The sequence below is a fragment of the Jeotgalibacillus aurantiacus genome (assembly GCF_020595125.1).
GTDB lineage: Bacteria > Bacillota > Bacilli > Bacillales > Jeotgalibacillaceae > Jeotgalibacillus > Jeotgalibacillus aurantiacus.
Window position 1 is genome coordinate 544,841 of the sequence record NZ_JACNMS010000002.1, and the last position, 22,784, is coordinate 567,624.

Sequence of the window (22,784 nt, forward strand, 5' to 3'; positions counted from 1 at the left end):
ATAACGCTTGTGTTTTGTTTGGAGAACTGTATTAAAAAACACCCTGTCCAAGCCTCATCGATAAGGCTTAAACAGGGTGTCTGCTTAATCAAGCTTCCCTCCGCTCGTCACGCCTTCACGGTCGAGGTAGTCACGGAGAAAACGATATTCTTCTGCCGTCCAGAAGTCTTCCCTTTCGACAAGGTCATGAGCATCTGCGCGCGCTGTCTCGAGCGCGCGGTAATCATGCACCATATCCGCAACGCGGAATTCCGGCAGACCGCTTTGTTTTCGTCCGAAAAAGTCCCCAGGCCCCCTCAGTTCCAGGTCCTTTTCACTCAGTACAAAGCCGTCATTCGTTTCAGTCATAATTTTCATCCGCTCTTTACCCACCTCATTTTTAGGGTCGGCAAGCAGGATGCAGTATGACTGATCCTGTCCACGTCCGACACGGCCACGCAGCTGATGGAGCTGGGACAGCCCGAAACGTTCTGCATCATAAATGACCATGACAGAAGCGTTAGGTACGTTTACTCCGACTTCAACAACGGTTGTTGAAACAAGAATATGCGTGTCATTATCGGCAAATTTTTTCATCGCCTCTTCTTTTTCCTCAGAGTGTAACCTCCCGTGCATAAGACCAACCTGAAAACGTCCATGGAAATATTGTTCAAGCTGGGCATGGACATCAATCGCATTTTGCACATCGAGCTTGTCTGATTCCTCAATCAGCGGACAAATTACGTATGCCTGACGGCCGGCTGCTAATTCCTTTTCGATAAAAGAAAGGATCCTGCCGAGCATATTATCCTTTACCCAGTAGGTTTCAATCGGTTTTCTCCCGGCAGGCATTTCATCAATAATGGACACGTCCATTTCTCCGAAAACCGTAATCGCGAGCGTCCTCGGGATCGGGGTAGCTGTCATAAACAGGACATCCGGATTCTCCCCTTTTTCTCTGAGAACTCTGCGCTGATTAACGCCAAAGCGATGCTGTTCATCCGTAATCACCAGCCCGAGGCGATGAAAGTCAACTTCATCCTGAATAAGGGCGTGTGTACCGATCAGCAGATCAATTTCACCGGCTTTCAATTTTTCAAGCAGCAGCCTGCGTTTTTTCCCCTTTACGGAACTCGTTAAAAGAGCAATGGAGACGTCGGTTTTCTCAAACAGCTTGATGAGTGATTCAGCATGCTGTTCCGCCAGAATCTCTGTCGGAACCATGAGCGCACCCTGATAGCCGTCTGTGATGGCTGCGTAGAGGGCAATGGCTGCAACAACCGTTTTTCCGGATCCAACATCCCCCTGCAGGAGCCGATTCATCCTGTATGGAGACTTCAAATCATTAAACACTTCACGGAGCACCCTTTTTTGTGCTCCCGTCAGCGGGAATGGAAGCTCTTCTGTAAAGGTTTTAATGCTTCCTGTGTCGTAATGAACGGAAATCCCCTCCGCATGCTCACGTTCGTACTTTCTGAGCGCCTGCATTTTTAGCTGAAAATAAAAGAATTCTTCAAAAACAAAACGGCGTCTTGCCTGCTTCATTTCTTCAGGATCTTCAGGGAAATGCATGGCTTTTAATGCAGCTGCACGATCCATCAGCCTGTATTTCGTTAAATACTCTAAAGGAAGCGTCTCCTCCATCAAATCTCCATACCTGGAAATGGCGGCCTTAATAAATTTGCGAAGTGACTGATTTGTTATATCACCTTTAAGCGGATAGACAGGGGCAAAGAGCTCGCGCTGCTCCCCCGGTCCAAGCTGAAAAGTCTGGGCTGTAATCATCTGGCGCTGCCTGTCCCACTTTCCCGTTACGGTAATCTGGTCATTCAAACCGACCTTCTTTTTCAAGTATGGCTGATTAAAAAACGTCACTTTTACACTGTGGGGACCTGTTAAAAGTCTTAGTGTCAGCCTGGACTTTTTCCTTCCGTAAAACTGAAGAGCCGGTTCACTATGAACCCGCCCCTCTACCGTCACTCTTTCTTCATGTGCTGCCTCTGACAAATCCTTCAACCGGAAATCATCATAGCGGAAAGGAAGATAGTTCATTAAATCCGCAATCGTGAAAATCCCAAGTGCGGCAAGTTGTAAAGCCGTTTCCTCTCCGACCCCTTTTATCACCGTTACCGGCTGGAGAAGTGGATGATCAGGATTTTTTATCAAGAGAGAATCCAAAAATCTTCGCCTCCAGCTCTCTGCCGGTTGGTGTTGCAGCCAGTCCTCCCATAGCGGTTTCACGTAAGGCTACCGGCATTGTTTGTCCTATTTTATACATCGCATCAATGACTTCATCACAAGGAATTCTGCTTGTAATCCCTGCAAGGGCCATATCCGCTGCTACCATGGCATTGGCTGCACCCATTGCATTTCTTTTTACACATGGAACCTCAACCAGACCTGCTACAGGATCACAAACAAGCCCAAGCATGTTTTTCAACGTGATCGCCATGGCTTCAGCGCACTGTGACGGCGTTCCTCCAGCCATTTCTACAATCGCTGCAGCCGCCATTCCTGATGCTGATCCGACCTCTGCCTGACAGCCGCCTGCCGCGCCTGAAATAGAGGCATTGTTCGCTACAACAAAACCGAACGCACCGGAGGTAAACAGAAATCTGATTTTCTCCTCACGTGAAGGGTTTAATTTATTTTGAACAGCAAACAGTGTCCCGGGTACAACCCCTGCAGAACCGGCCGTTGGCGTGGCACAGATCGTACCCATTGCAGCATTCACTTCATTCGTTGCCACCGCTTTACTGACAGCATCAAGCAAAAGGTCACCTGATAATGATTTACCAGTGGCAATATATTGCTGAAGAAGCACTGCGTCTCCTCCTGTCAGTCCGGAGTGGGATTTCACACCCGCCAGGCCTCTCTCCACCGCTTCTTCCATGACCTTCAGGTTCCTTTCCATCTGGGCCAGAACTTCTTCTTTAGTCCGGTTTGTCACTTTTACTTCCTGTTCGATCATAATATCTGATATTTTTTTATTCTGGCTCTCAGCCAGTTCAACTAATTCTGCTACATTACGAAACATCGTTGCCCCTCCTTTTATGTAAGCGCTATCACTTTTTTAATCAGCGATTTTCGTTACCTGTGTGACTTCCGGAAGCATTTTCAGCTTTTCAAGAACGATATCCTCGACCGGCTCATCCACTTCAATTGTCATCAGCGCCATTTTACCAACATCCTGTCTTGAAACGTCCATGGAACCGATATTGATTTTACTCTCCGCCAGCACTTTTGATACGGCTGCGACTGCACCAAAACGATCCTCATGCACAACAAGAATCGCCGGATGGTGCCCGGTTAATCTGAGTGCAAAACCATTCAGTTCGGTAATTTCAATTTTACCGCCGCCGATCGATATTCCGACAAGTTCCATTTCACCATTCTGATCACCAAGTCGGATTCTGGCAGTATTCGGGTGATCGGTAAGCGCTTCTTCTTCACGTATTTTTATTCTGATTCTCTTCTCACGTGCAATTTCCCTAGCCTGAATGATCCGTTCATCATCTGTCTCAAAGTCCATAATTCCACCAATAATCGCCACATCTGTACCGTGACCTTTATAAGTCTTGGCAAATGAACCGTAAAAAGAAATCGTTGCCCACTCAGGTTCCCGGCCGAAAAGCTCACGTGCCATTTTCCCGATCCTTGCTGCACCGGCTGTGTGTGATGATGATGGACCAATCATAACCGGACCGATAATATCAAAAACGCTTTTATATTTCATCTCATTTCGCTCCCTGATCTGACCTCGGTATTTTCAAAAAAATGAGGCTGGGATCACTCTGAATGGAGTTATTCCAGCCTCTTTTTTAACCCGGTGAGCTCCGCGCCTTGCAAGCTTACTGCCTCACCTGACAGAGAATTCAGCTGCGTCAGGATTAGCGGGATGCCGCCATGCACCACTCACCTTTTGTAGCATGCCCGGTAACTGGTTTTGCATATAACAGAATACTATTCTATTGAAACAATGTATGAATAAAGCGGCTGCTTTCCATTGTGTACTTCTACTTCAGCATCAGGATATTGCTCTTCAAGGTAAGCTGTCACTTCATTTACTTCTTCTTCAGGAGAGTCTTCACCGTATAGAAGAGTGACGATTTCAGCATCCTCATCCATCATGTGGGCAAGCAGCTCCTTCACCGTTTCAAAACGGCTGCTGCCGGACGTCACAATTTTACCTTCTGCAATACCCATGTGATCGTCTTTTTTAATAGAGATACCGTCAATCGACGTGTCTCTCACCGCAAATGTCACCTGTCCGGTCTTAACCGTTCCGAGCGCATCTGTCATCGTCTCTTTATTATCAGTCAATTCACCGGCAGGATTGAAGGCAAGAATTGCAGCCATTCCCTGTGGAACTGATTTCGATGGTACTACAACCGCATCCATTTCAACAACCTCAGCTGCCTGCTCCGCTGCCATAATAATATTTTTGTTATTAGGCAGGATAATGACCTTTTCAGCATGTGCTTCTTCAATTGCCTTTACAATATCCTCTGTGCTCGGGTTCATCGTCTGACCGCCTTCGATCACACTTGTCGCTCCGATACTTTTAAATAATTCTGCAATTCCCTCACCCATGGAAACAGTAATAATGGCATACGGCTGTTTCTCTGCAGGCTTTTTCTTTTCAGCCCTGTGATCTGAACCGACGATTTCAGTATGCTGTTCACGCATATTTTCAATCTTGATTTTAATCAGACTTCCATACAACTGTCCCTGCGAAAGTGCTTTCCCAGGCTGTTCCGTGTGAATATGTACTTTCGCCATTTCATCATCAGAAATTACGAGCAGTGAATCACCAAGCTCGCTCAGCTCTTCACGGAAAGTTAATTCATCAAAAGAAGCCTTATCCTCTTCAAGCTTCACCATAAACTCGGTACAATAGCCAAATTCAATATCTTCCGTGTTCATAAAGCCCTGAACCCCGATGTGATGCTCTGCACTCACAAGCTCGTCCATTGACGGCGCAACAGGAGAGTCCGGAATTTCTTCACCTTTGAGCTCAGCAAGAAATCCTTCATATACATGAACAAGTCCCTGACCGCCACTGTCAACAACGCCAACTTCCTTCAGAACCGGCAGTAAATCTGGTGTTCGTTTTAAAGAGGCTTTTGCTTCTTTTACGACAGCTTCCATCAGTCCAATTAAGTCTTCTTCTGTTTCAGCTGTTACCACGGCCTGCTTCGCAGCATCCTTTGCAACAGTCAGGATCGTTCCTTCAACCGGCTTCATCACCGCTTTATAAGCAGAAACAACGCCTGCATCCAGCGCTGCAGCAAATTCTTTGGTATTCAGCGTTGCTTTATTTTCAATCGATTTTCCAAATCCCCGGAACAGCTGTGAAAGAATCACGCCGGAATTTCCGCGCGCGCCCATCAGCAATCCTTTTGATAGAGCTCCCGCTACTTTTCCGATATGTCCATCCACATTGTTTTTAACCTCTTTGGATCCGGATGTCATGGATAAATTCATATTCGTTCCTGTATCACCGTCCGGTACAGGAAATACATTCAACGCATCTACTTTGTCTGCGTTATTTGATAAATTTGCAGCTCCCTGAAAAATCATACCTGCAAACTTTTTACCGTCCAATTCTTTCATGTTCACAAAACGTTCCTCCTCTACAGGTTCGTCACCCTGACTCCCTGAACAAAAATATTGACTGCTTCAACTGAAAGCCCAACAGTTTTATCAAGTGTGTATTTTACAGATGACTGTACGTTGTGAGCAACTTCCGAAATTTTCGTTCCATAGCTTACAATAATATACATATCAATCGAAACTTTATCGCCATCCTGACGCACAATGACGCCGCGGGTAAAATTTTCACGTCTTAATATATCGGTGAGCCCGTCCCTGATCTGGTGTTTGGACGCCATGCCGACGATGCCATAACATTCAATTGCCGCTCCACCGGCAACCATTGCGATCACTTCATTCGAAATATCGATCTGTCCATATTTAGTCGTTAATTCAATCGACATACATTGCTCCCCCTTTAAATACTGTTTTGGCTACAGATATTTTACTATACTATAGCTGTGATTAAAAGATAAACAGCGATTACAGGCATTTATTAAAGAATTCACTTATTTTTTTGACTCTTCAATAGAAGTATGTGAAGAATTAAAAACCGTGGCTGGGACATCCTACGCTCGTGGCCGGGCGGTGAACCCCTTGTGCTTCGCACAATGGTTTCACCTGTCCCTTTCCGCCACAGGAGTCTTCGGATGTCCCAGCCACTCAAAAGATGTAAAAAACATAGTCTTATCTGTAAAGCAAAAAAACTTGATAGATCATTTAATTTTTATTGCATAATAAAAACACATGTGATAAATTAGATAAAGTGTGATTGACTAAGTGAAAGATTGAAACGAATTTGTTTTCAGCTTCATTTGTGAGGAGGGGAATAGAATGGCAAAACAATGTGTTGTAACAGGTCGTAAAACACGTTCTGGTAACGCTCGTTCCCACGCGATGAACGCTAACAAGCGTACATGGGGCGCAAACCTTCAGAAGGTTCGTATTCTTGTTGATGGTAAGCCTAAGCGTGTTTGGGTTTCAGCTCGCGCGCTGAAGTCTGGTAAAGTAGAACGCGTTTAATAAATGGAATGAAAAAGACGAGGAGATGCTCCTCGTCTTTTTTGAGTTGTTGAATTTTATTATCCGTGCCGGAGACATTCTTCGCTTTCCGCGGCCGCGCAGTAAGTCAGCTGTCGCTTCTCTGACGAAGGAGTCTTCTGATTTCACCGACACTAAGCAGGTTAACCTTCGAAAACTATCTTTTAAATAGTTTTATCCATAAATCGGGCCGGATTTCCCCCTACGCTCTCCATTGTCCAGCTACGACGACTAGCTCCTTGAGATCATAAGGCGAAGCTGAACGAGGGCCAAGGTCAGCCCTCTTTTCATCTTCGCCTCATGCTTGTCAAGACTGGAAGAGTCGTCTCCACTTTTCCATGGCCGGGCGGTGAACCCGCTGTGCTAAGCACTTCGGTTTCACTTGTCCCTTTCCGCCATAGGAGTCTTCGGGGGAAATCCGGTCCTATGTTTATTCGAAGCCCGCCACATTTATATTGCCAAAAACCGTGCTAACTTACATTTTGAATTCATCTGTAAACAGGCAGGCTAAGGATGACGCAACCAATCTTTCAACCCTATCGAATCATTCAATAAAAATTACGCCTGTTTTTTAATGAGGCTTAAGAAACCTCTTACCATTCCTCCGAGCATCCGTGGCAGCTTAATTGAGTAGAACCGCATCCCGATCCCTCCGCTTCATTGATCTTTACTTCTTACGATCATTAATATGCCGCTTTGAAAAGAAATAGACGCGTGATCTTCAACTATTTCGTTGCTGATTGTTAATGTGCTTCCGTAGACGGCTCTATGGTCTTTAAGAGGATATTTAACGCCTTTTAATGTCAGACCCTCAACTGCTGCGCTGAATGGAATAACGGATATGTAGGGATAAGCAGGGTTGTTCTCAATGAGTATTTCGCCCGGATCATGGATTGAAATCACGTTTTGATCATCCATTATTTTTACTGACTTTTGATATTTCATGACTTTGTCGTGGAGAAGGAGCTGAATGTTTCCGAAAAAGTGATCAAGTCTTCCTCCGGTTACGCCGATCATCACGATATTCTCCTGTTGACCCAGCGCCCATTCCAGGGCCATCTCCATATCCGTCATGTTTTTTTCCGGATTGGTTCTGTCAATCCGATTGACTGTTTTTTCAATCCGGTTCCACTCTTGCTGCGTGACAGAGTCAAAATCTCCAAATGCCGCTTCCGGTGTGATTCCCTCTTTTAGCAGATTGACTGTGCCCCTATCGACACCAGCCCACCTTGTCAATGGATGGTTAAAGGATTGGATGAGTTCTTTGGATATTGCTGCCCCTCCAGTTAAAATGATCATCTGATTCACCTCAGTTTACATAATAATAATATTGTTATTCACCGTTATGATAAAAGCCGCCCTTAGGCGGCTTTTCATTTATTTTGCTGTTCTTTTTAACTTATTGATGGCTTCTTCTTTGTTTTCACTTCCGTAAATGTATGAACCGGCCACTGCCACATCCACGCCCGCTTCAACGGCTGACTGGATTGTTTGATCATTAATTCCGCCATCCACTTCAATTTCATATGTGAATTGATGGTTTTCCCTTAATGTCTTTAATTCACTGACCTTCGACAATGCTTCAGGTATGAACGCCTGTCCTCCAAAGCCGGGGTTGACAGTCATAACAAGTACAAGGTCGACTTCAGAAAGGACATGTTTGATGGATTCAACCGGCGTATGCGGATTGATCACAACGCCAGGTTTCACACCCGCATTTTTAATCATTTGAAGTGTGCGGTGCAAATGTTTGGTTGCTTCAACATGAACAGAAATAATATCTGCTCCTGCACGTGCAAATTCATTCACATAACGTTCAGGCTGCTCGATCATCAGATGAACGTCCAGCGTCATAGCTGTAACCGGACGGATAGCCTCTACGATCAATGATCCAAAAGAAATGTTAGGAACAAACATGCCATCCATTACATCAATATGAATGTAGTCAGCTCCTGCTTTTTCTACTGCTTTTACTTCCTCTCCCAGTCTTGAAAAATCAGCTGATAGAATGGAAGGTGCAATCTTCACCATAATTTCAGTACCTCGGCTTTCTTGATTTAATTTCATCATGAAACTGCTGGTAATGCTGATATCGATATTCCATTATTTCTCCGTTTTCCACATATTCCTTTACTGCACATTTCGGTTCATTCAGGTGCAGACATCCTCTGAACTTGCAGTCCTCAGAAGCCTTCACCATTTCCGGGAAACAAAGCGGCAGCTGATCTACTTCAAGTTCAGTAAATTCAAGCGCACTAAAACCCGGCGTATCCGCAACAAATCCGCTTCCGATCCCGATTAATTCTACGTGTCTAGTCGTATGTTTTCCTCTTCCGAGAGAATTAGAGATGGCATCTGTCTTCAGCTCAAGAGCAGGGTTCAGTGCATTCAAAATGGATGATTTCCCGACACCTGACTGACCCGCAAAAACCGTTACCTGATCCTCAAGCCAGGGCTTCAGCTGATCCATTCCATCCTCCCATTTGGCTGAGGATAAAATGACCGGATACCCGATCTTTCGGTAATCCTCTGCAAACCGGTTAATTTTTTCTGTCTGTGCGTCGTTTAACAGATCCATTTTTGAAATACAAATCACCGGATCAATGTCATGACTTTCAACGAGAACAAGGAACCTGTCAAGCAGTGAAGTGCTGAAATCAGGTTCAATCGCTGAAAATACGAGAACTGCCTGATCAATGTTTGCAATAGGCGGACGGACGAGTTCATTTTTTCTCGATTTCAGGTCCAGAATATAGCCTTCCTGGTCATTTTCAGCCTGGTATTCCACATAATCACCCACAAGCGGTGTCAGTTTCTGCTTACGAAAAACCCCACGTCCTCTGCACTGAATGACCTTTTCCTCATCCTTCACATAATAAAAGCCGCTCAGCGCTTTCATGATTTTACCTTCTGGCATACACACGCTCCTTTTACTGATTTTCTTCATAGGAAATTGAATCTTCCAAAATGACTTCACCATTTCGCTCAATCCGGTAGGATCCGGTTTGACCCTGTTCAATAACAAGTCTTAAGGTCCTTTCAACCGTTTCTGTTATGGTAAACTCTTCTGAAGGCTCGTCCATCGTGCGATCTCTGTCTGCAATATAGATAGTAATTGTTTGAGGTTCAGGGTCACCAGGCACCTCAGGAGGATCTTCTCCCTCTGCCGGCTCCTCAGGCTGCGCATATTCAATCACAACAGGAACCACGACATTGTTTACCGGTGCAGGTTCAGCCCCCCGTGATACGACAACGGTCACCTGACCTCCGATGGGAAGCTCTGTTCCCGGTTCAGGATTTTGCGAAATGACGCCTCCTGCTGCAATCTCATCAGAGTACTCTTCCCTCGTTACTGAGACCGTTAAACCGCTTTCTTCTTCAAAAGCCTGCAGTTCTTCTTCCGTTAAACCGGTCAGGTCGGGTACGCCGGCCATTTGTGGTCCCCTGCTGATCGTCACAGTAAATTCTGTTTCACTCGGAATGACCATCTCGCCTTCCTCAGGATCCTGATCAATGATCGTTCCTGCCGGCGCTTCATTGTACTCTTCTTCTTCAACGATATTTTCAAAGCCTGCTTCGCGGATCAACTGTTCGGTATTATCAAAGTTTCTGCCAATGTAACCGTCCACTTCTACTGATTCTTTTCCGCTGCTCACGACAAGGTTAACCGGTTCACCTTCCTCGAGTGTCCGGGTCGCTTTTGGTGAGCTCCTTAAAACGGTTTCCTCAGGTACTTCATCATTTGATTCATAAGTGATTTCACCCACTGTCAGACCGCTTTCTTCAATGATTGTCTCTGCATCTTCCAGTGCTTCACCAACTACATCCGGTACCTGAATTCTTTCAGGACCAAACATGCCCATTGCGGCCATGACACCTGCTGTGCCGAGTAAAAAAAGGATGACAAGTGCCGTGATCCATGGCCATTTTCTGCGTTTTTTCTTTTCTTTCTCTTTAACAGGTGGGCTCACGACCGTTTTCTGGGCTTCGAGCGGTTTTGTTTGCTGCATTTCTTCAAGCGGCAGCTTGTTTTTGATGGCCGGAATCGCCATTGTCGCATCCAGGTCGGGCTCTACCGTAAAGATCGGCTCATTTTCCCTGCTGATATCGAGGACGGTTTTCAAATCATCATACATTTCATCAGCACTGCGGTATCGGTAAAACTCATCCTTGGCTGTTGATTTCAGTATGACATTTTCCACACTTTGAGGAAGATTTGAAATATAGGATGACGGATGAGGCAGCTCTGACTGCAGATGCTTCAGCGCAATTGAAATTGCAGACTCACCTTCAAATGGAAGGCGGCCGGTAATCATTTCGTACATGACGATACCAAGTGAATAAATATCTGACTTTTTCGATGCCGTGCCACCTCTTGCCTGCTCCGGAGACAGATAGTGAACCGTTCCCATGACTGAATTCGTCTGAGTCATCGCAGTCGCACTCAGCGCCATCGCAATACCGAAATCCGTAATTTTCACCGTACCGTCACGGTCGATCAATATGTTCTGCGGTTTTATATCACGGTGAATAATACCGTTGTGATGTGCGTGTGAGATCGCTGATGTGAGCTGCGACATGATCTTCACTGCATCATCTAATGAAACCGGAGAAAATTCTTTAATATATTCTTTTAATGTCATACCTTCTACATATTCCATGACGAGATAATAGTAATCATCTTCATCACCGACATCGTACATACTGACAATATTCGGATGCGCCAGACTGGTTGCTGACTGGGCCTCGCGCTGAAACCTTTTCAGCATATCGCCGTCGCCAACATAATCCAGCCTCAGCATCTTGACCGCAACATCACGGTTTAAAATCATATCGTGAGCCAGATAAACATTTGCCATCCCGCCGCTTCCAATGGTCCGGATGATTTTATAGCGATCGTTTAACCGTTTTCCGATCATACAAGATCCCCACCTTCATCTTCCGGATAGGCAATGACTGCGAGCGTAATATTGTCTTCCCCGCCCTTGTCATTCGCCAGATCAATGAGCTGCTCAGCCGTTTTGGCAAGGGAGGTGGACTGTTTAATGGAATACAGCAGTTCCTGGTCCGATACCTTGTTTGACAGACCGTCAGAGCAGAGCAGAATCGTATAGCCTTCCTCTGCAGATACGGTCTTTAAGGCCGGATTGATGAAACCCTTTGATCCAAGAGCCTTTAACAGGACGTTTCTTTTTGGATGGTGTTCAGCATCCTGTTTTGAAATTTCGCCTGATTGCACTAACGCATTGACAAAGGAATCATCCTCGGTAATTTGGGATACCCGCTCTTCTGTAATGAGATACCCTCTGCTATCCCCTACATTTGCTACGGTGACAAATTCATCCGTGCACAGCGCAGCAACAATCGTTGTCCCCATCCCTCTGCATTCCTCATTCAAATCGGAATACGCTGATAGACTGCTGTTAATTTCTTCAATGGTCTGCTTCAGCCATTCTTCGGCTTCCACCGCACGACGTATGGAGGGAGCTGCCCGCCACTTGCGGGATATGATTTCGACCGTCATTTTACTGGCCACATCGCCTGCACGGTGTCCGCCCATTCCATCAGCTACCACAGCAAGTAAAGCCCCGTCTGATTTACGGTAAATGCCTCCGGAGTCTTCATTCAACTGTCGTACTTTACCTCTGTCGCTTTTAAAAATCGCTTCCATTTTCCACCCCGTCCCTGATCTTACACGGTCTTTGGATTCAATGACCGCATTGTCTCTATATAGCAAGGTCTTAAAACAAATCAATCAACCATATTAACATATCATCAGTCAGTAACCGCTGCTTTTCTCCTGAATTTCGCGATAAAAAATCCGTCTCCTCCAAAGTCCTGAGGGAAGATCTGCAGCATTTCATCTGTTACCAGACTCCGTACTGCGTCCGGGAGAGAATCCGGCATAACAAGCTCCATTTCAGGATGTTTTTTTAAAAACGCCAAAACAGTCCCTTCGTTCTCTGAGCGATCTACTGTACAAGTACTGTAGACAAGTGTACCACCGGCTTTCAGGCTATTAACAGCAGCATCAAGCAGTTCAAGCTGTATTTTTGAAAGGGCATTTAGATCCTGTTCCGATTTGGCGTATTTAATATCCGGTTTCTTTCTCATCACACCGAGCCCGCTGCACGGCGCATCTACTAGGATCCGGTCAAATGTAAGATCCGGAAATTTCTCCTGAAGCTTGCGCCCGTCAAGTGCATGGGTTTCAATGATAGAAAGACCCAATCTTGCAGCTGCCTCATTGATCAGCTTGACTTTATGTTCATGAAGGTCAAGTGAGATGAGACGCCCCTGATTATTCATCTTCTCAGCAATATGGGCAGATTTCCCGCCGGGAGCAGCACACATATCAAGAATCAGCTCACCTGATAAAGGATCCAAAGCTTCTGCTACGAGCATAGAACTTTCATCCTGAACAGACAGGTCCCCACGCTTGTAGGAGTCAATATGTGCAATATTCCCCCGTTTTACCTGAATGCCTGCAGGTGCTATTTCGCTCTTTTCCGCTTCAATTCCTTCTTTTGCGAGGTTTTCTATCGCCTCTTCCCGAGTGAGTCTGGTCAGATTTACTCTCGCAGTCTGAACAGGAGCCAGGAGATTTTTTTCACACATGGCACGTGTTTTTTCATGGCCGAACTGCTCTGTCCAGCGCGTTACAAGCCAGATCGGGTGACTCGTTTCAATGGCTAATCTTTCAAGGGGATCTTTAATGTCTTCAATGCTTCTGACCCCTTCACGCTGAATGGATCTGAGTACACCATTCACCATACCGGAAATGCCTTTGTGTCCTTTTTTCTTTGCGATTTCCACTGCTTCATGAATAACAGCACGCTCAGGCACCCTGTCGAGATACAGCATCTGATACAGGCTGAGACGAAGCAGATTGCGTACCCAGCCCTCCACTTTCTTCTTAAGAAACGGCTCAAGGTAATAGTCAAGCGTCATTTTCCGCTGGATTGTACCGTACGTGATTTCTGTTAACAGTCCTGTATCCTTCGGATTAATGGCAAACTTTTTAATCGCGTGGTTCAGCAGAAGGTTACTGTAGGACTGATTTTTATCAATCTGATCGAGGATATGAAGCGCGGCTTCTCTCGTTGCGTGTTTACTCATCTTTACCGGCCTTCTCCCCAATTTTGACTTCAGATCCTCTCAGGAAATCCGCTGCGCTCATTTTTTTCTTACCGGATGGCTGCAGCTCTGTGACGAGAATCGCTTCTTCATTTCCTGAAGCAAAAGTGATGCTTTCAGCTGAAACTGCAATGACTTCCCCCGGCTCCCCATTTCCTTTAACAAGCTCTGCCCTTAACACTTTCATCGTTTTATCTCTAAATACAGTATAGGCAACAGGCCACGGGTACAGTCCGCGAATCTGATTAAAAATTTCACGTCCTGATCGATTCCAGTCAATCAGTTCTTCTTCTCTTTTAATATTCCATGCAAAAGTTGCTTTTTCATGATCCTGTGGCACTCTTTCCGCTTTTCCTTCCACGATCAGAGGCAGTGTTTCCGAAAGAAGCGCCGCTCCCGCTGCACTCAGTTTGTCATGAAGTGTGCCCACATGATCTGCGTCTGTGATCTCAACTGATTTCTGACTGATCATATCACCTGCATCCAGCTTTTCTGCCATATACATAATCGTAATACCCGTCTCTTTATACCCTCTGATAATCGCATGATGAATCGGCGCACCACCTCTTAGCTCAGGTAAAAGAGATGCGTGTACATTAATACAGCCGAGTGGAGGTGCTTCAAGAAGTTCATTCGGCAGCAGTTGACCAAAAGCAGCTGTTATAATCAAATCCGGCTGTAAGCCAATAATATCTGCCAGCTCCTGTGATCCCTTAAGCTTTTCAGGCTGAATAACAGGGATATCATGCTCCAGCGCTGCCTTTTTCACAGGTGGTGGAGTCAGTATTCTTTTGCGTCCTACAGGGCGGTCAGGCTGTGTCACTACTGCCTTCACATTAAATCCGTCTTTTATCACCTGTTCTAAAACCGGAACTGAAAAGTCAGGTGTTCCCATAAAGATAACTGATGTCATTCTTCCTCATATCCTTCCAGATCTTCTTCTTTTACATATTTAATGACTTTTGAAGTGAATAATAATCCCTCAAGATGATCCGCTTCGTGCTGAATGGCCCGCGATAAATAGCCGTTTGCTTCAAGCGTGAACTCTTTGCCGTTTCGGTCCTGTGCAGTCAGTCTGATTTTATCAGGTCTTTTCACTTCACCGAAAATGCCCGGGAAGCTTAAGCATCCTTCCACTTCCGTTTCCTCCCCGGAAAGTACGTCAATTTTAGGATTTATCATTTCAATAATGCCTGATTCATCATCGAGATAGACGATCGCAGCCTGCTTCAGCACGCCTGCCTGTGGAGCCGCAATCCCGATTCCGTCATGCTCCATCATTAAATCAAAAAGGTCATCCAGAAAATCATGCAGCTCCTGGTTAAACTCTGTTACTTCTTCACATTTTGTCTCCAGTCTCTCATCGGGAGCGGTAACAATTTTTAATTCAGTCAAAGTAAAATCCTCCATCTTTACATCATCATGTATGGTTGAACATCAATCTGAATCGTCACAGCATCTTTTCCTGGTGTTGCGTACTGATCCATGATTTTTTTCAAAAGCGGTTTAAGCTCAGGTTCATTTTTATATTTTACAATACATTGATAACGGTATTTATTTTGTATACGGGCAATGGGTGAGGCAACAGGGCCCAGCACAATTGCCTGGACAGACAGGTTTCTTTCTAAGATTCCCGCAATCTCACTGCAGACAGCTGCCACTTTATTGACATTTTCATGGCTCAGTGTAATCAGTGATAAATAATAAAAAGGCGGATATTGCGCCATTTTGCGCATCACCATCTCTTTTTGATAAAACCATTCAAAATTCTGTGATTTGGCAAGCTCTATGGAAAAGTGCTCGGGTGTATACGTCTGAATCACAACCTCACCCGGTTTTTCATGTCTTCCCGCCCGACCGCTGACCTGAGTTAGCAGCTGAAACGTTTTTTCGGAAGCTCTGAAGTCCGGTAAATGAAGCATCGTGTCCGCGCTGAGAACCCCAACGAGCGTAATGTTTGGAAAATCAAGCCCTTTTGCAATCATTTGTGTTCCGAGCAGAATATCCGCCTCCCCGCGGCCGAATGCATCCAGCAGCTTTTCATGAGACCCTTTGCGTGAGGTTGTGTCCACGTCCATCCGGATCGTTCTGGCCTGTGGCAGCAGCTTAACAAGCTCCTCCTCCACTTTTTGCGTGCCAGTTCCGAAATAACGGATATGCTCACTCGTACACTCCGGACAAATTTCCGGAACATGCTCTTCATGTCCGCAATAATGACATTTCATTGATTCCTTAAACCGGTGATAGGTCAGTGATACCTCACAATGCGGACACTGCATAACAGTTCCACAATCTCTGCACATAATAAATGAGGAGTGTCCTCTGCGGTTCAAAAAGAGGACAACCTGCTCTTTTTTTTCAAGTCTCTCCTCTATCTTAGCGAGCAGCTCTCTTGAAAACATGGAACGGTTCCCTTCACGCAATTCTTCCCGCATATCCACAACCTGTACGTCAGGCATCTCCTGTTGATTCATTCGGTATTGAAGCTTTAACAGCTCATAGTTCCCTTTTTGCGCTCTGGCAAAGCTTTCAAGAGAAGGTGTTGCACTGCCTAAAATAACCGGGCAATCATGACGCTTACTCCGCTCGATCGCCACATCCCTTGCATGATATCTTGGGGCATCCTCCTGTTTGTAGCTCGTCTCATGCTCTTCATCAATAATGATGACACCAATTTTTTCAAACGGTGCAAAAATAGCAGAACGTGCACCGACGACCACATTCACTTCACCACGATGAATTTTTCTCCACTCATCGTACTTTTCACCTTGTGAAAGGCCGCTATGCATCACGGCAACCTGATCACCAAATCTTCCTTTGAATCGCTGAACCATTTGGGGTGTCAGAGAGATTTCGGGCACGAGCATAATGGCCTGCCTTCCCTGCTTTAACACCTGGTCAATCGTCTGAAGATAAATTTCTGTTTTCCCGCTCCCTGTCACACCATGTAATAAAAACGTTCGCTGCCGGTAGCTGTTAACCGTTTCCAGAATCGGCTCAATCGCCTGCTTTTGATCATCCGTCAGCTGAAAATGACCGGTGCGTTCAAATTCCCGATGCTCAAACGGATCACGATAGGCTTCCACATGTTCCTCCAGAAGGTAACCCTTATCAACCAGCGCTTTTAACGTCGCGGCTGTTGCGCCTGAAGATTCCTGAAGCGCTGCAGAGGTCATCGTGCCACCTTCAGCATGCAGCGATTCAATCACTTTTCTCTGCCGCTCAGCATTTTTGGATAAAGCTGCAATGATGGCTTCACTGTCTTGTGCCAGCTTAAAAATACGTTCTTTTTTAATTGTACCTTTTCTTTTGACAAGGTATTTCAGCTCTGATCTCCCGTCACTGACAAGCTTTTGCAGATCTTTTAATAATCCATTTGTTAAAGCCGTTTTCCACGACAAAGGGTTTTCCCTTTGGAAGTGTGACTGCAATGCCGCCGGAAGACTGTTCAAGTCCGTCAACGGGACAAATACCTTATCATATTTTGCCTTCATGGCAGCCGGCAGCATAACCTGAAGTGCGGAAATTCTGTAGCACATCGTCTCTTTTGTCATCCAGTCAGAAAGAGAAAGCAGTTCATCGTTTAATACCGGAACAATGTCAACTGCTTCTTCGATCTTTTTTAACTGATCGAACGATGAGCTCTCCTTCACATCCAGGACAAATCCCTGAATTTTCCTCGGACCAAATGGCACAACGACGCGCATTCCTTTCTGAACAACAGATTCCAGATGTTCAGGAATCAAATAGTCAAACGTGCGGTCTGTCTGCTTTGCAGGTACATCAACGATGACAGACGCAATCATTCCTGATGTTCCTTTATCAATCTGGTGATTTCTGCAATCAATGCATCGGCAACATCGGACTTGGACTGGAGTGGCAATGGCTGCATCTCACCATTCCGATGAAAGATGGTTACGATATTTGTTTCCGTCCCAAAACCTGCCCCTTCCGCTGTAATATCATTTCCGACAATCAGATCAGCATTTTTTACTGTCAGCTTCTTTTTCGCATATTCCTCAAGGTTGTCCGTTTCTGCTGCAAAACCGATTAAAATCTGGTCTTTTTTCCGTTCACCGAGTGTTTTCAGGATGTCTTTCGTCCGCTCAAACTCAACCGTCAGCGTTCCATCCTGCTTTTTCATTTTCCTGTCGCTGGTGAAAACAGGACGGTAATCTGCTACAGCCGCACTCTTGATGACAATATCGCTGTCATCAAAACGGCTGACAACCTCTTCATACATTTCCTGTGCTGTGATGACATTCACAACGGTTACACCTGCGGGAGCTGTCAGGTTTACCGGACCGGATACGAGCGTAACATCCGCTCCCGCTTCGGCGGCTTTCGCTGCGATGGCATATCCCATTTTACCGGATGAGTGGTTGGTAAAAAACCGGACGGGATCAAGCTGTTCCCTCGTTGGTCCTGCCGTAATGACCACTTTTTTCCCCGCAAGCGGCCTGGATTGACTTTTAGAAAAATGGCTGATCACCAGGTCGGTGATTTTCTCAGGCTCCTCAAGTCTTCCTTTTCCAACGTATCCGCATGCTAAAAAGCCTTCTGACGGTTCAATAAAACGGACGCCCATCTCATGAAGTGTCTGGATATTCTTTTTCACTGCAGGATGATCATACATATGTACATTCATCGCAGGCGCAGCCCATACTTCAGCTGTAGTTGCAAGCAGCGTGGTCGTCACCATATCATCAGCAATTCCGTTTGCAAGCTTTCCGAGGACATTCGCTGTAGCCGGCGCAACGAGTACAAGGTCAGCCCAATCTGCCAGGTCGATATGGGCGATTTTAGAAGAGTCTTTTTCATCGAAGGTGTCATAAAACACATCATTGCGGGACATTGCCTGAAATGTCAGAGGCGTGACAAACTCCATGGCACTATCAGTCATGATCACTTTCACATTAAACCCCGCCTGACTTAACTTGCTTGTCAGCGCTACTGCTTTATATACTGCAATTCCACCTGTTACACAGAGAAGAATATTTTTCGAATTCAACGTGCCCATCTCCCTATTTTTTCTGATACACCCATTATGAAGGAAACGGTGAAAGATTTCACTTCATACGGACAACTTTCAACAGAAGAATACATGCTGTGACATCTCCTTAATGAAAAATGCCCAATCCAACAAAAAAACAACCGGAGTGGTTGTTTTTATTTTTCGTCCTCGTATTCAATTCCTTCCTGCGGCGTCTTCATGACAAGATGACCTGCAGCAATTTCCTCAAGTGCCTGACCGACAAACTTTACAGAATGATAAGAATCAAGCGTACCCTGATCTCCTTTTTCCTGCATGTTACGTGCGCGTTTTGCCGCCACACTTACTAATGAATACTTTGAATCAATGTTCTTTCTTAACGCATCAGATGATGGATACAACATATTATTCTACCTCCAGCATTTTTTTATAGCGGGCTTCTACCCGTTCTCTTTTCAGGTGCTCTGCCATTACAATCGCATTAATGCGCTCGCAGGCAAGCTCAACCTTGTCATTCTCAACAACGTAATCATAAAGATTCATCATTTCAAGCTCTCTTTTAGCAGCTGCCACCCGGTTTTGAATGACATCATCCGTTTCTGTCCCTCTCGTAACAAGACGATTTTGTAATTCTGAAAGACTTGGCGGAGCTAAAAAGATAAACAGCCCTTCCGGAAACTTATCCCGGATCTGCTTTGCACCTTCGACTTCAATTTCAAGAAATACATCTTTACCATTGTTGATCGTTTCACGCACATAATCAACCGGTGTACCGTAGTAGTTGCCTACGTATTCTGCATATTCGAGAAGCTTATCCTGTTCAATAAGTGACTCGAATTCTTCTCTTGATTTAAAGAAGTAGTCCTTTCCATCCACTTCGCCTTCTCTAGGAAGTCTAGTCGTCATGGAAACCGAATATTCATATGCCGTATTTTCCTGGGAAAACAATTCTTTGCGAACCGTTCCTTTCCCAACACCTGATGGACCTGACAAAACGATCAGGAGTCCCTTTTCTCTAATCATGTATTACCCTTCTTCCTGACTATCATCTTTATCTGTAAACCGGGATGCCACTGTTTCAGGCTGAACCGCAACAAGGATCACGTGGTCACTATCCATAATCATAACCGCTCTTGTCCGTCTGCCATACGTAGCATCGATCAGCGTACCGCGTTCGCGGGCATCCTGAATCAGCCTTTTAACCGGAGCAGATTCCGGACTGATAATGGTGATGATGCGATTTGCTGATACGATGTTTCCAAACCCGATATTAATTAGTTTAATTGACATCCATGACACCCCTCTGCCTTCATCCAAAGTTATTCGATATTTTGTACCTGTTCACGGATTTTCTCAAGAGTTGATTTCATTTCTATCACTGCAGAAGCAATGGTTTCATCATTCGCTTTTGATCCGATCGTATTGATTTCACGGTTCATTTCCTGGGTCAGAAAATCCAGCCGCCTGCCAATCGGTTCATTCTTTTCAAGCGCCTGCTCAAACTGTGATAGATGACTGATCAGTCTCGTGAACTCTTCAGTCATATCCGCCTTCTCAGAAAAAACAGCTACTTCTGTAAGCAGCTTACTTTCGTCAATTTCACCATTCGTATATTCACGCATTTTTTTCTCAAGGCGATCTTTATACTTCCGGGAAACAGCAGGACATTTATTTTTTGCTTCATCTGCAATTTGCCTTAATGATTGTACTTGAAAACGCAAATCCTTTTCAAGTTCTTTTCCCTCATTTTGTCTCATAACAGAGAGCTTTGCAGATGCTTGTGCAGCTGCCTGCAGAATAATATCTTCCGTTTCATTCACTGATTCTTTTTTTTCAGTAACTGAAAACAGCTCTGATTGCTGAAACAAATGCTCAAGCTTTAGTTCATCCTGAAGATTGTACCTTTTTTTCGCTTCTTCTGCAAAAGCGGCAAAAGAATCCAACAGCGCCCAGTCTACCGACAATTCATGGCTACCGCTTCTTAACCCTTCGAAAGAGACATAGACGTCCACTTTTCCGCGTTTAATGGTGGAGCCAATCATTTTTTTAATCCGATCCTCAATTCCTGAATACAGTCGCGGGATCTTTACAGAACATTCCTGAAAGCGGTGATTGACTGATTTAATTTCAACTGTTACTTCCAGGCTGTCATGCCCGGCTGTTCCGCGTCCAAATCCGGTCATACTTGTTACCATAATGCCGTTCACCTGCTTATTCGAAATAGATGTTATTCATTATAGCATACAGCAGCAGGAAAAAGATGATAAGATGAAACGGAAACACGAGAAAGTGAAAAGAGGGATTACAATGTCTTTTGACGGAATGTTTACCAGGGCAACTGCCCATGAATTAAAAGAAAAGCTAGATGGAGGAAGAATCAGCCGGATCCATCAGCCGTATGAAAACGAATTGATCTTTGTCATTCGTGCAAAAGGAAAAAATCATAAATTATTATTATCCGCTCACCCTTCTTATTCACGGATTCAGCTGACAGAAGAGCAATACGACAACCCTTCGACACCGCCAATGTTTTGCATGCTGTTACGAAAACATCTCGAGGGAGCGATTATCGAATCGATTGAACAAAAGGAAATGGAACGTATTATTTTAATAGAAGTAAAGGGACGGAACGAAATCGGGGATATTTCCTACAAACAGCTCATTGTCGAGATCATGGGACGTCACTCCAATATTATTCTCGTTGATAAAGAACGGAATATGATTCTAGACAGTATTAAGCATTTGAATCCATCCGTTAACCGCGCAAGAACCATTATGCCCGGCTCCCCTCTTCAATGGCCTCCTGAACAGGGAAAGTTAAACCCATTTGACGTCACGGAAGATCAGTTTCTGAGGGCACTTGACTGGAATGCGGGCCGGTTGGATAAACAGATTGTTCAGCAGTTCGCAGGATTCTCTCCACTACTTGCAAAGGAAGTTACTCACCGTGCAGGGCTGTCGACACGCGAGGGATTGTATAACGCATTCAGCGAGGTCATCGAAGCATTCCGCTCACACCGTTATGAACCTGCTTTTATTCAGGCTGATGGGAAGGATTACTTTTATCTGATGCCGCTTGACCACCTGAAGGATCAATCTGTGGACTCATTTGACACACTCGGCCAGCTTCTCGACCGGTATTATTTCGGTAAAGCGGAACGCGACCGGGTCAGACAGCAGGGTCATGACCTTGAGCGTTTCATAAAAAATGAAAAAGAAAAAAATGAGCTGAAAATAAAGAAGCTCGCTAAAACACTTGATCAGGCTGCAGAAGCTGAGAAATACAAGCTGCTTGGTGAACTCGTCACGGCCAACATTTACGGGATTAAAAAAGGAATGAAGGAGATAGAGGTTCTGAATTACTATGAAGCAGATGCTCCTCAGATTACCATTCCACTCGACCCGCGAAAATCACCATCTGAAAATGCCCAGCGGTACTTTACGAAATACCAGAAGGCTAAAAATTCAGTGGATATTGTCAGAGAGCAGATCAGTCTAGCAGAAAAAGAGATCGTTTACTTTGACCAGCTCATTCAGCAGCTCGACTCTGCATCCCCTTCAGACCTTGAAGAGATCCGCGAAGAGCTTGCAGAAGAAGGTTATCTGAAAGCTAAAAAAAATAATAAGAAAAAACAAAAGCCGGTTAAACCGGTTCTTGAAGAATACATGTCTTCAGATGGCACGCTGATTCTTGTCGGAAAAAATAATAAACAAAATGATTACCTGACAAATAAAGTAGCAGGCAGAGATGAAATCTGGCTGCATACAAAGGATATACCGGGGTCACATGTGGTTATCCGCGATAAAGAGCCGCAAGAAAAAACCATTCTGGAAGCCGCAGCGATTGCAGCATATTTCAGTAAAGCACGTGCCTCAAGCTCCGTTCCGGTTGATTTCACCAAAATCCGCCATGTAAAAAAGCCTAACGGGTCAAAACCCGGGTATGTGATCTACGAACAGCAGGAAACGGTCTATGTAACGCCTGAAGATGAACTGATCAGGCGTTTAAAGAAAAAGTAAAAACAGGAAGAAATCCTGT

The 22,784-nt window shown here is 45.1% G+C and carries 22 protein-coding genes; 2 read left to right on the forward strand and 20 right to left on the reverse strand.

Features of this window, described 5'->3' with window-relative positions:
• Positions 1-84 precede the first annotated feature (84 nt).
• From recG to H7968_RS07560, 5 genes are all read right to left on the reverse strand, one after another.
• The gene (recG, locus tag H7968_RS07540) at positions 85-2,157 is read right to left on the reverse strand and encodes an ATP-dependent DNA helicase RecG (RefSeq protein ID WP_227395566.1); all 2,073 of its coding nucleotides are present in this window, start codon (positions 2,155-2,157) and stop codon (positions 85-87) included.
• Positions 2,129-3,016, reverse strand: a complete 888-nt coding sequence (sdaAA, locus tag H7968_RS07545) for an L-serine ammonia-lyase, iron-sulfur-dependent, subunit alpha (protein ID WP_227395567.1) — start codon at positions 3,014-3,016, stop codon at positions 2,129-2,131. The genes recG and sdaAA overlap by 29 nt, the downstream gene beginning before the upstream one ends.
• 36 nt (positions 3,017-3,052) lie before the next feature.
• Positions 3,053-3,715, reverse strand: a complete 663-nt coding sequence (sdaAB, locus tag H7968_RS07550; protein ID WP_227395568.1) for an L-serine ammonia-lyase, iron-sulfur-dependent subunit beta — start codon at positions 3,713-3,715, stop codon at positions 3,053-3,055.
• Positions 3,716-3,942: 227 nt separating this feature from the next.
• Positions 3,943-5,595: a DAK2 domain-containing protein gene (locus H7968_RS07555; RefSeq protein ID WP_227395902.1), complete on the reverse strand. Its 1,653-nt coding sequence runs from the start codon at positions 5,593-5,595 to the stop codon at positions 3,943-3,945.
• 20 nt (positions 5,596-5,615) lie between these two features.
• The gene (locus H7968_RS07560; RefSeq protein ID WP_134371907.1) at positions 5,616-5,978 is read right to left on the reverse strand and encodes an Asp23/Gls24 family envelope stress response protein; all 363 of its coding nucleotides are present in this window, start codon (positions 5,976-5,978) and stop codon (positions 5,616-5,618) included.
• Between the two features lie 430 nt (positions 5,979-6,408).
• Between H7968_RS07560 and rpmB the strand changes: the two genes are divergently transcribed.
• Positions 6,409-6,597 (forward strand): 50S ribosomal protein L28, encoded by a 189-nt coding sequence (rpmB, locus tag H7968_RS07565; protein ID WP_039808810.1) that lies wholly within the window; start codon positions 6,409-6,411, stop codon positions 6,595-6,597.
• Positions 6,598-7,173: 576 nt separating this feature from the next.
• Here rpmB and spoVM read toward each other — a convergent pair.
• The 15 genes from spoVM to H7968_RS07640 form a co-directional block, all read right to left on the reverse strand.
• Entirely contained in the window at positions 7,174-7,257 is an 84-nt protein-coding gene (gene spoVM / locus H7968_RS18155; RefSeq protein ID WP_134372268.1) for a stage V sporulation protein SpoVM, read from the reverse strand.
• Between the two features lie 15 nt (positions 7,258-7,272).
• Entirely contained in the window at positions 7,273-7,914 is a 642-nt protein-coding gene (locus tag H7968_RS07575) for a thiamine diphosphokinase (protein ID WP_227395569.1), read from the reverse strand.
• A 78-nt stretch (positions 7,915-7,992) separates the two neighbouring features.
• A complete protein-coding gene (rpe, locus tag H7968_RS07580; RefSeq protein ID WP_227395903.1) occupies positions 7,993-8,646 on the reverse strand; it encodes a ribulose-phosphate 3-epimerase in 654 nt (217 codons plus the stop codon).
• A 4-nt stretch (positions 8,647-8,650) separates the two neighbouring features.
• The gene (gene rsgA / locus H7968_RS07585; protein ID WP_227395570.1) at positions 8,651-9,532 is read right to left on the reverse strand and encodes a ribosome small subunit-dependent GTPase A; all 882 of its coding nucleotides are present in this window, start codon (positions 9,530-9,532) and stop codon (positions 8,651-8,653) included.
• 13 nt (positions 9,533-9,545) lie between these two features.
• Positions 9,546-11,534 carry a Stk1 family PASTA domain-containing Ser/Thr kinase gene (gene pknB, locus H7968_RS07590; RefSeq protein WP_227395571.1) on the reverse strand — a complete coding sequence of 663 codons (1,989 nt, stop codon included), beginning with the start codon at positions 11,532-11,534 and terminating at the stop codon, positions 9,546-9,548.
• On the reverse strand, positions 11,531-12,286 hold the full coding sequence (locus H7968_RS07595; protein WP_227395572.1) for a Stp1/IreP family PP2C-type Ser/Thr phosphatase: 756 nt from the start codon (positions 12,284-12,286) through the stop codon (positions 11,531-11,533). Before H7968_RS07595 ends, pknB begins: the two co-directional genes overlap by 4 nt.
• A 104-nt stretch (positions 12,287-12,390) precedes the next feature.
• Entirely contained in the window at positions 12,391-13,734 is a 1,344-nt protein-coding gene (gene rsmB / locus H7968_RS07600; protein ID WP_227395573.1) for a 16S rRNA (cytosine(967)-C(5))-methyltransferase RsmB, read from the reverse strand.
• Positions 13,727-14,665 carry a methionyl-tRNA formyltransferase gene (fmt, locus tag H7968_RS07605; protein WP_227395574.1) on the reverse strand — a complete coding sequence of 313 codons (939 nt, stop codon included), beginning with the start codon at positions 14,663-14,665 and terminating at the stop codon, positions 13,727-13,729. Before fmt ends, rsmB begins: the two co-directional genes overlap by 8 nt.
• Complete coding sequence (gene def, locus H7968_RS07610; protein WP_406566389.1) at positions 14,662-15,162, reverse strand: peptide deformylase; 501 nt, start codon at positions 15,160-15,162, stop codon at positions 14,662-14,664. Before def ends, fmt begins: the two co-directional genes overlap by 4 nt.
• Before the next feature lie 2 nt (positions 15,163-15,164).
• Positions 15,165-17,558 (reverse strand): primosomal protein N', encoded by a 2,394-nt coding sequence (gene priA / locus H7968_RS07615; RefSeq protein WP_227395576.1) that lies wholly within the window; start codon positions 17,556-17,558, stop codon positions 15,165-15,167.
• On the reverse strand, positions 17,555-18,763 hold the full coding sequence (gene coaBC, locus H7968_RS07620; protein WP_227395577.1) for a bifunctional phosphopantothenoylcysteine decarboxylase/phosphopantothenate--cysteine ligase CoaBC: 1,209 nt from the start codon (positions 18,761-18,763) through the stop codon (positions 17,555-17,557). Before coaBC ends, priA begins: the two co-directional genes overlap by 4 nt.
• A 158-nt stretch (positions 18,764-18,921) precedes the next feature.
• Positions 18,922-19,149 (reverse strand): DNA-directed RNA polymerase subunit omega, encoded by a 228-nt coding sequence (gene rpoZ / locus H7968_RS07625; RefSeq protein WP_134371929.1) that lies wholly within the window; start codon positions 19,147-19,149, stop codon positions 18,922-18,924.
• 1 nt (position 19,150) lies between these two features.
• Positions 19,151-19,765: a guanylate kinase gene (gene gmk, locus H7968_RS07630; protein ID WP_227395904.1), complete on the reverse strand. Its 615-nt coding sequence runs from the start codon at positions 19,763-19,765 to the stop codon at positions 19,151-19,153.
• Positions 19,766-19,771: 6 nt separating this feature from the next.
• A complete protein-coding gene (gene remA, locus H7968_RS07635; RefSeq protein ID WP_134371931.1) occupies positions 19,772-20,035 on the reverse strand; it encodes an extracellular matrix/biofilm regulator RemA in 264 nt (87 codons plus the stop codon).
• A 29-nt stretch (positions 20,036-20,064) separates the two neighbouring features.
• Positions 20,065-20,940, reverse strand: coding sequence for a YicC/YloC family endoribonuclease (locus H7968_RS07640; protein ID WP_227395578.1), 876 nt, complete (start codon positions 20,938-20,940; stop codon positions 20,065-20,067).
• Between the two features lie 112 nt (positions 20,941-21,052).
• On the opposite strand from H7968_RS07640, the gene H7968_RS07645 reads away from it, so the two are divergent.
• Positions 21,053-22,765 (forward strand): Rqc2 family fibronectin-binding protein, encoded by a 1,713-nt coding sequence (locus H7968_RS07645; protein WP_227395579.1) that lies wholly within the window; start codon positions 21,053-21,055, stop codon positions 22,763-22,765.
• The last annotated feature ends 19 nt before the right edge of the window (positions 22,766-22,784 follow it).

Coding starts and splice junctions, on each gene's coding strand:
- sdaAA (WP_227395567.1), bottom strand. CDS start 3,016: ATGTTTCGTAATGTAGCAGAATTAGTTGAACTGGCTGAGAGCCAGAAT.
- sdaAB (WP_227395568.1), bottom strand. CDS start 3,715: ATGAAATATAAAAGCGTTTTTGATATTATCGGTCCGGTTATGATTGGT.
- H7968_RS07555 (WP_227395902.1), bottom strand. CDS start 5,595: ATGAAAGAATTGGACGGTAAAAAGTTTGCAGGTATGATTTTTCAGGGA.
- H7968_RS07560 (WP_134371907.1), bottom strand. CDS start 5,978: ATGTCGATTGAATTAACGACTAAATATGGACAGATCGATATTTCGAAT.
- rpmB (WP_039808810.1), top strand. CDS start 6,409: ATGGCAAAACAATGTGTTGTAACAGGTCGTAAAACACGTTCTGGTAAC.
- spoVM (WP_134372268.1), bottom strand. CDS start 7,257: ATGCGGTTCTACTCAATTAAGCTGCCACGGATGCTCGGAGGAATGGTA.
- H7968_RS07575 (WP_227395569.1), bottom strand. CDS start 7,914: ATGATCATTTTAACTGGAGGGGCAGCAATATCCAAAGAACTCATCCAA.
- rpe (WP_227395903.1), bottom strand. CDS start 8,646: ATGGTGAAGATTGCACCTTCCATTCTATCAGCTGATTTTTCAAGACTG.
- rsgA (WP_227395570.1), bottom strand. CDS start 9,532: ATGCCAGAAGGTAAAATCATGAAAGCGCTGAGCGGCTTTTATTATGTG.
- pknB (WP_227395571.1), bottom strand. CDS start 11,534: ATGATCGGAAAACGGTTAAACGATCGCTATAAAATCATCCGGACCATT.
- H7968_RS07595 (WP_227395572.1), bottom strand. CDS start 12,286: ATGGAAGCGATTTTTAAAAGCGACAGAGGTAAAGTACGACAGTTGAAT.
- rsmB (WP_227395573.1), bottom strand. CDS start 13,734: ATGAGTAAACACGCAACGAGAGAAGCCGCGCTTCATATCCTCGATCAG.
- fmt (WP_227395574.1), bottom strand. CDS start 14,665: ATGACATCAGTTATCTTTATGGGAACACCTGACTTTTCAGTTCCGGTT.
- def (WP_406566389.1), bottom strand. CDS start 15,162: ATGGAGGATTTTACTTTGACTGAATTAAAAATTGTTACCGCTCCCGAT.
- priA (WP_227395576.1), bottom strand. CDS start 17,558: ATGATTGCGTCTGTCATCGTTGATGTACCTGCAAAGCAGACAGACCGC.
- rpoZ (WP_134371929.1), bottom strand. CDS start 19,149: ATGTTGTATCCATCATCTGATGCGTTAAGAAAGAACATTGATTCAAAG.
- remA (WP_134371931.1), bottom strand. CDS start 20,035: ATGTCAATTAAACTAATTAATATCGGGTTTGGAAACATCGTATCAGCA.
- H7968_RS07640 (WP_227395578.1), bottom strand. CDS start 20,940: ATGGTAACAAGTATGACCGGATTTGGACGCGGAACAGCCGGGCATGAC.
- H7968_RS07645 (WP_227395579.1), top strand. CDS start 21,053: ATGTCTTTTGACGGAATGTTTACCAGGGCAACTGCCCATGAATTAAAA.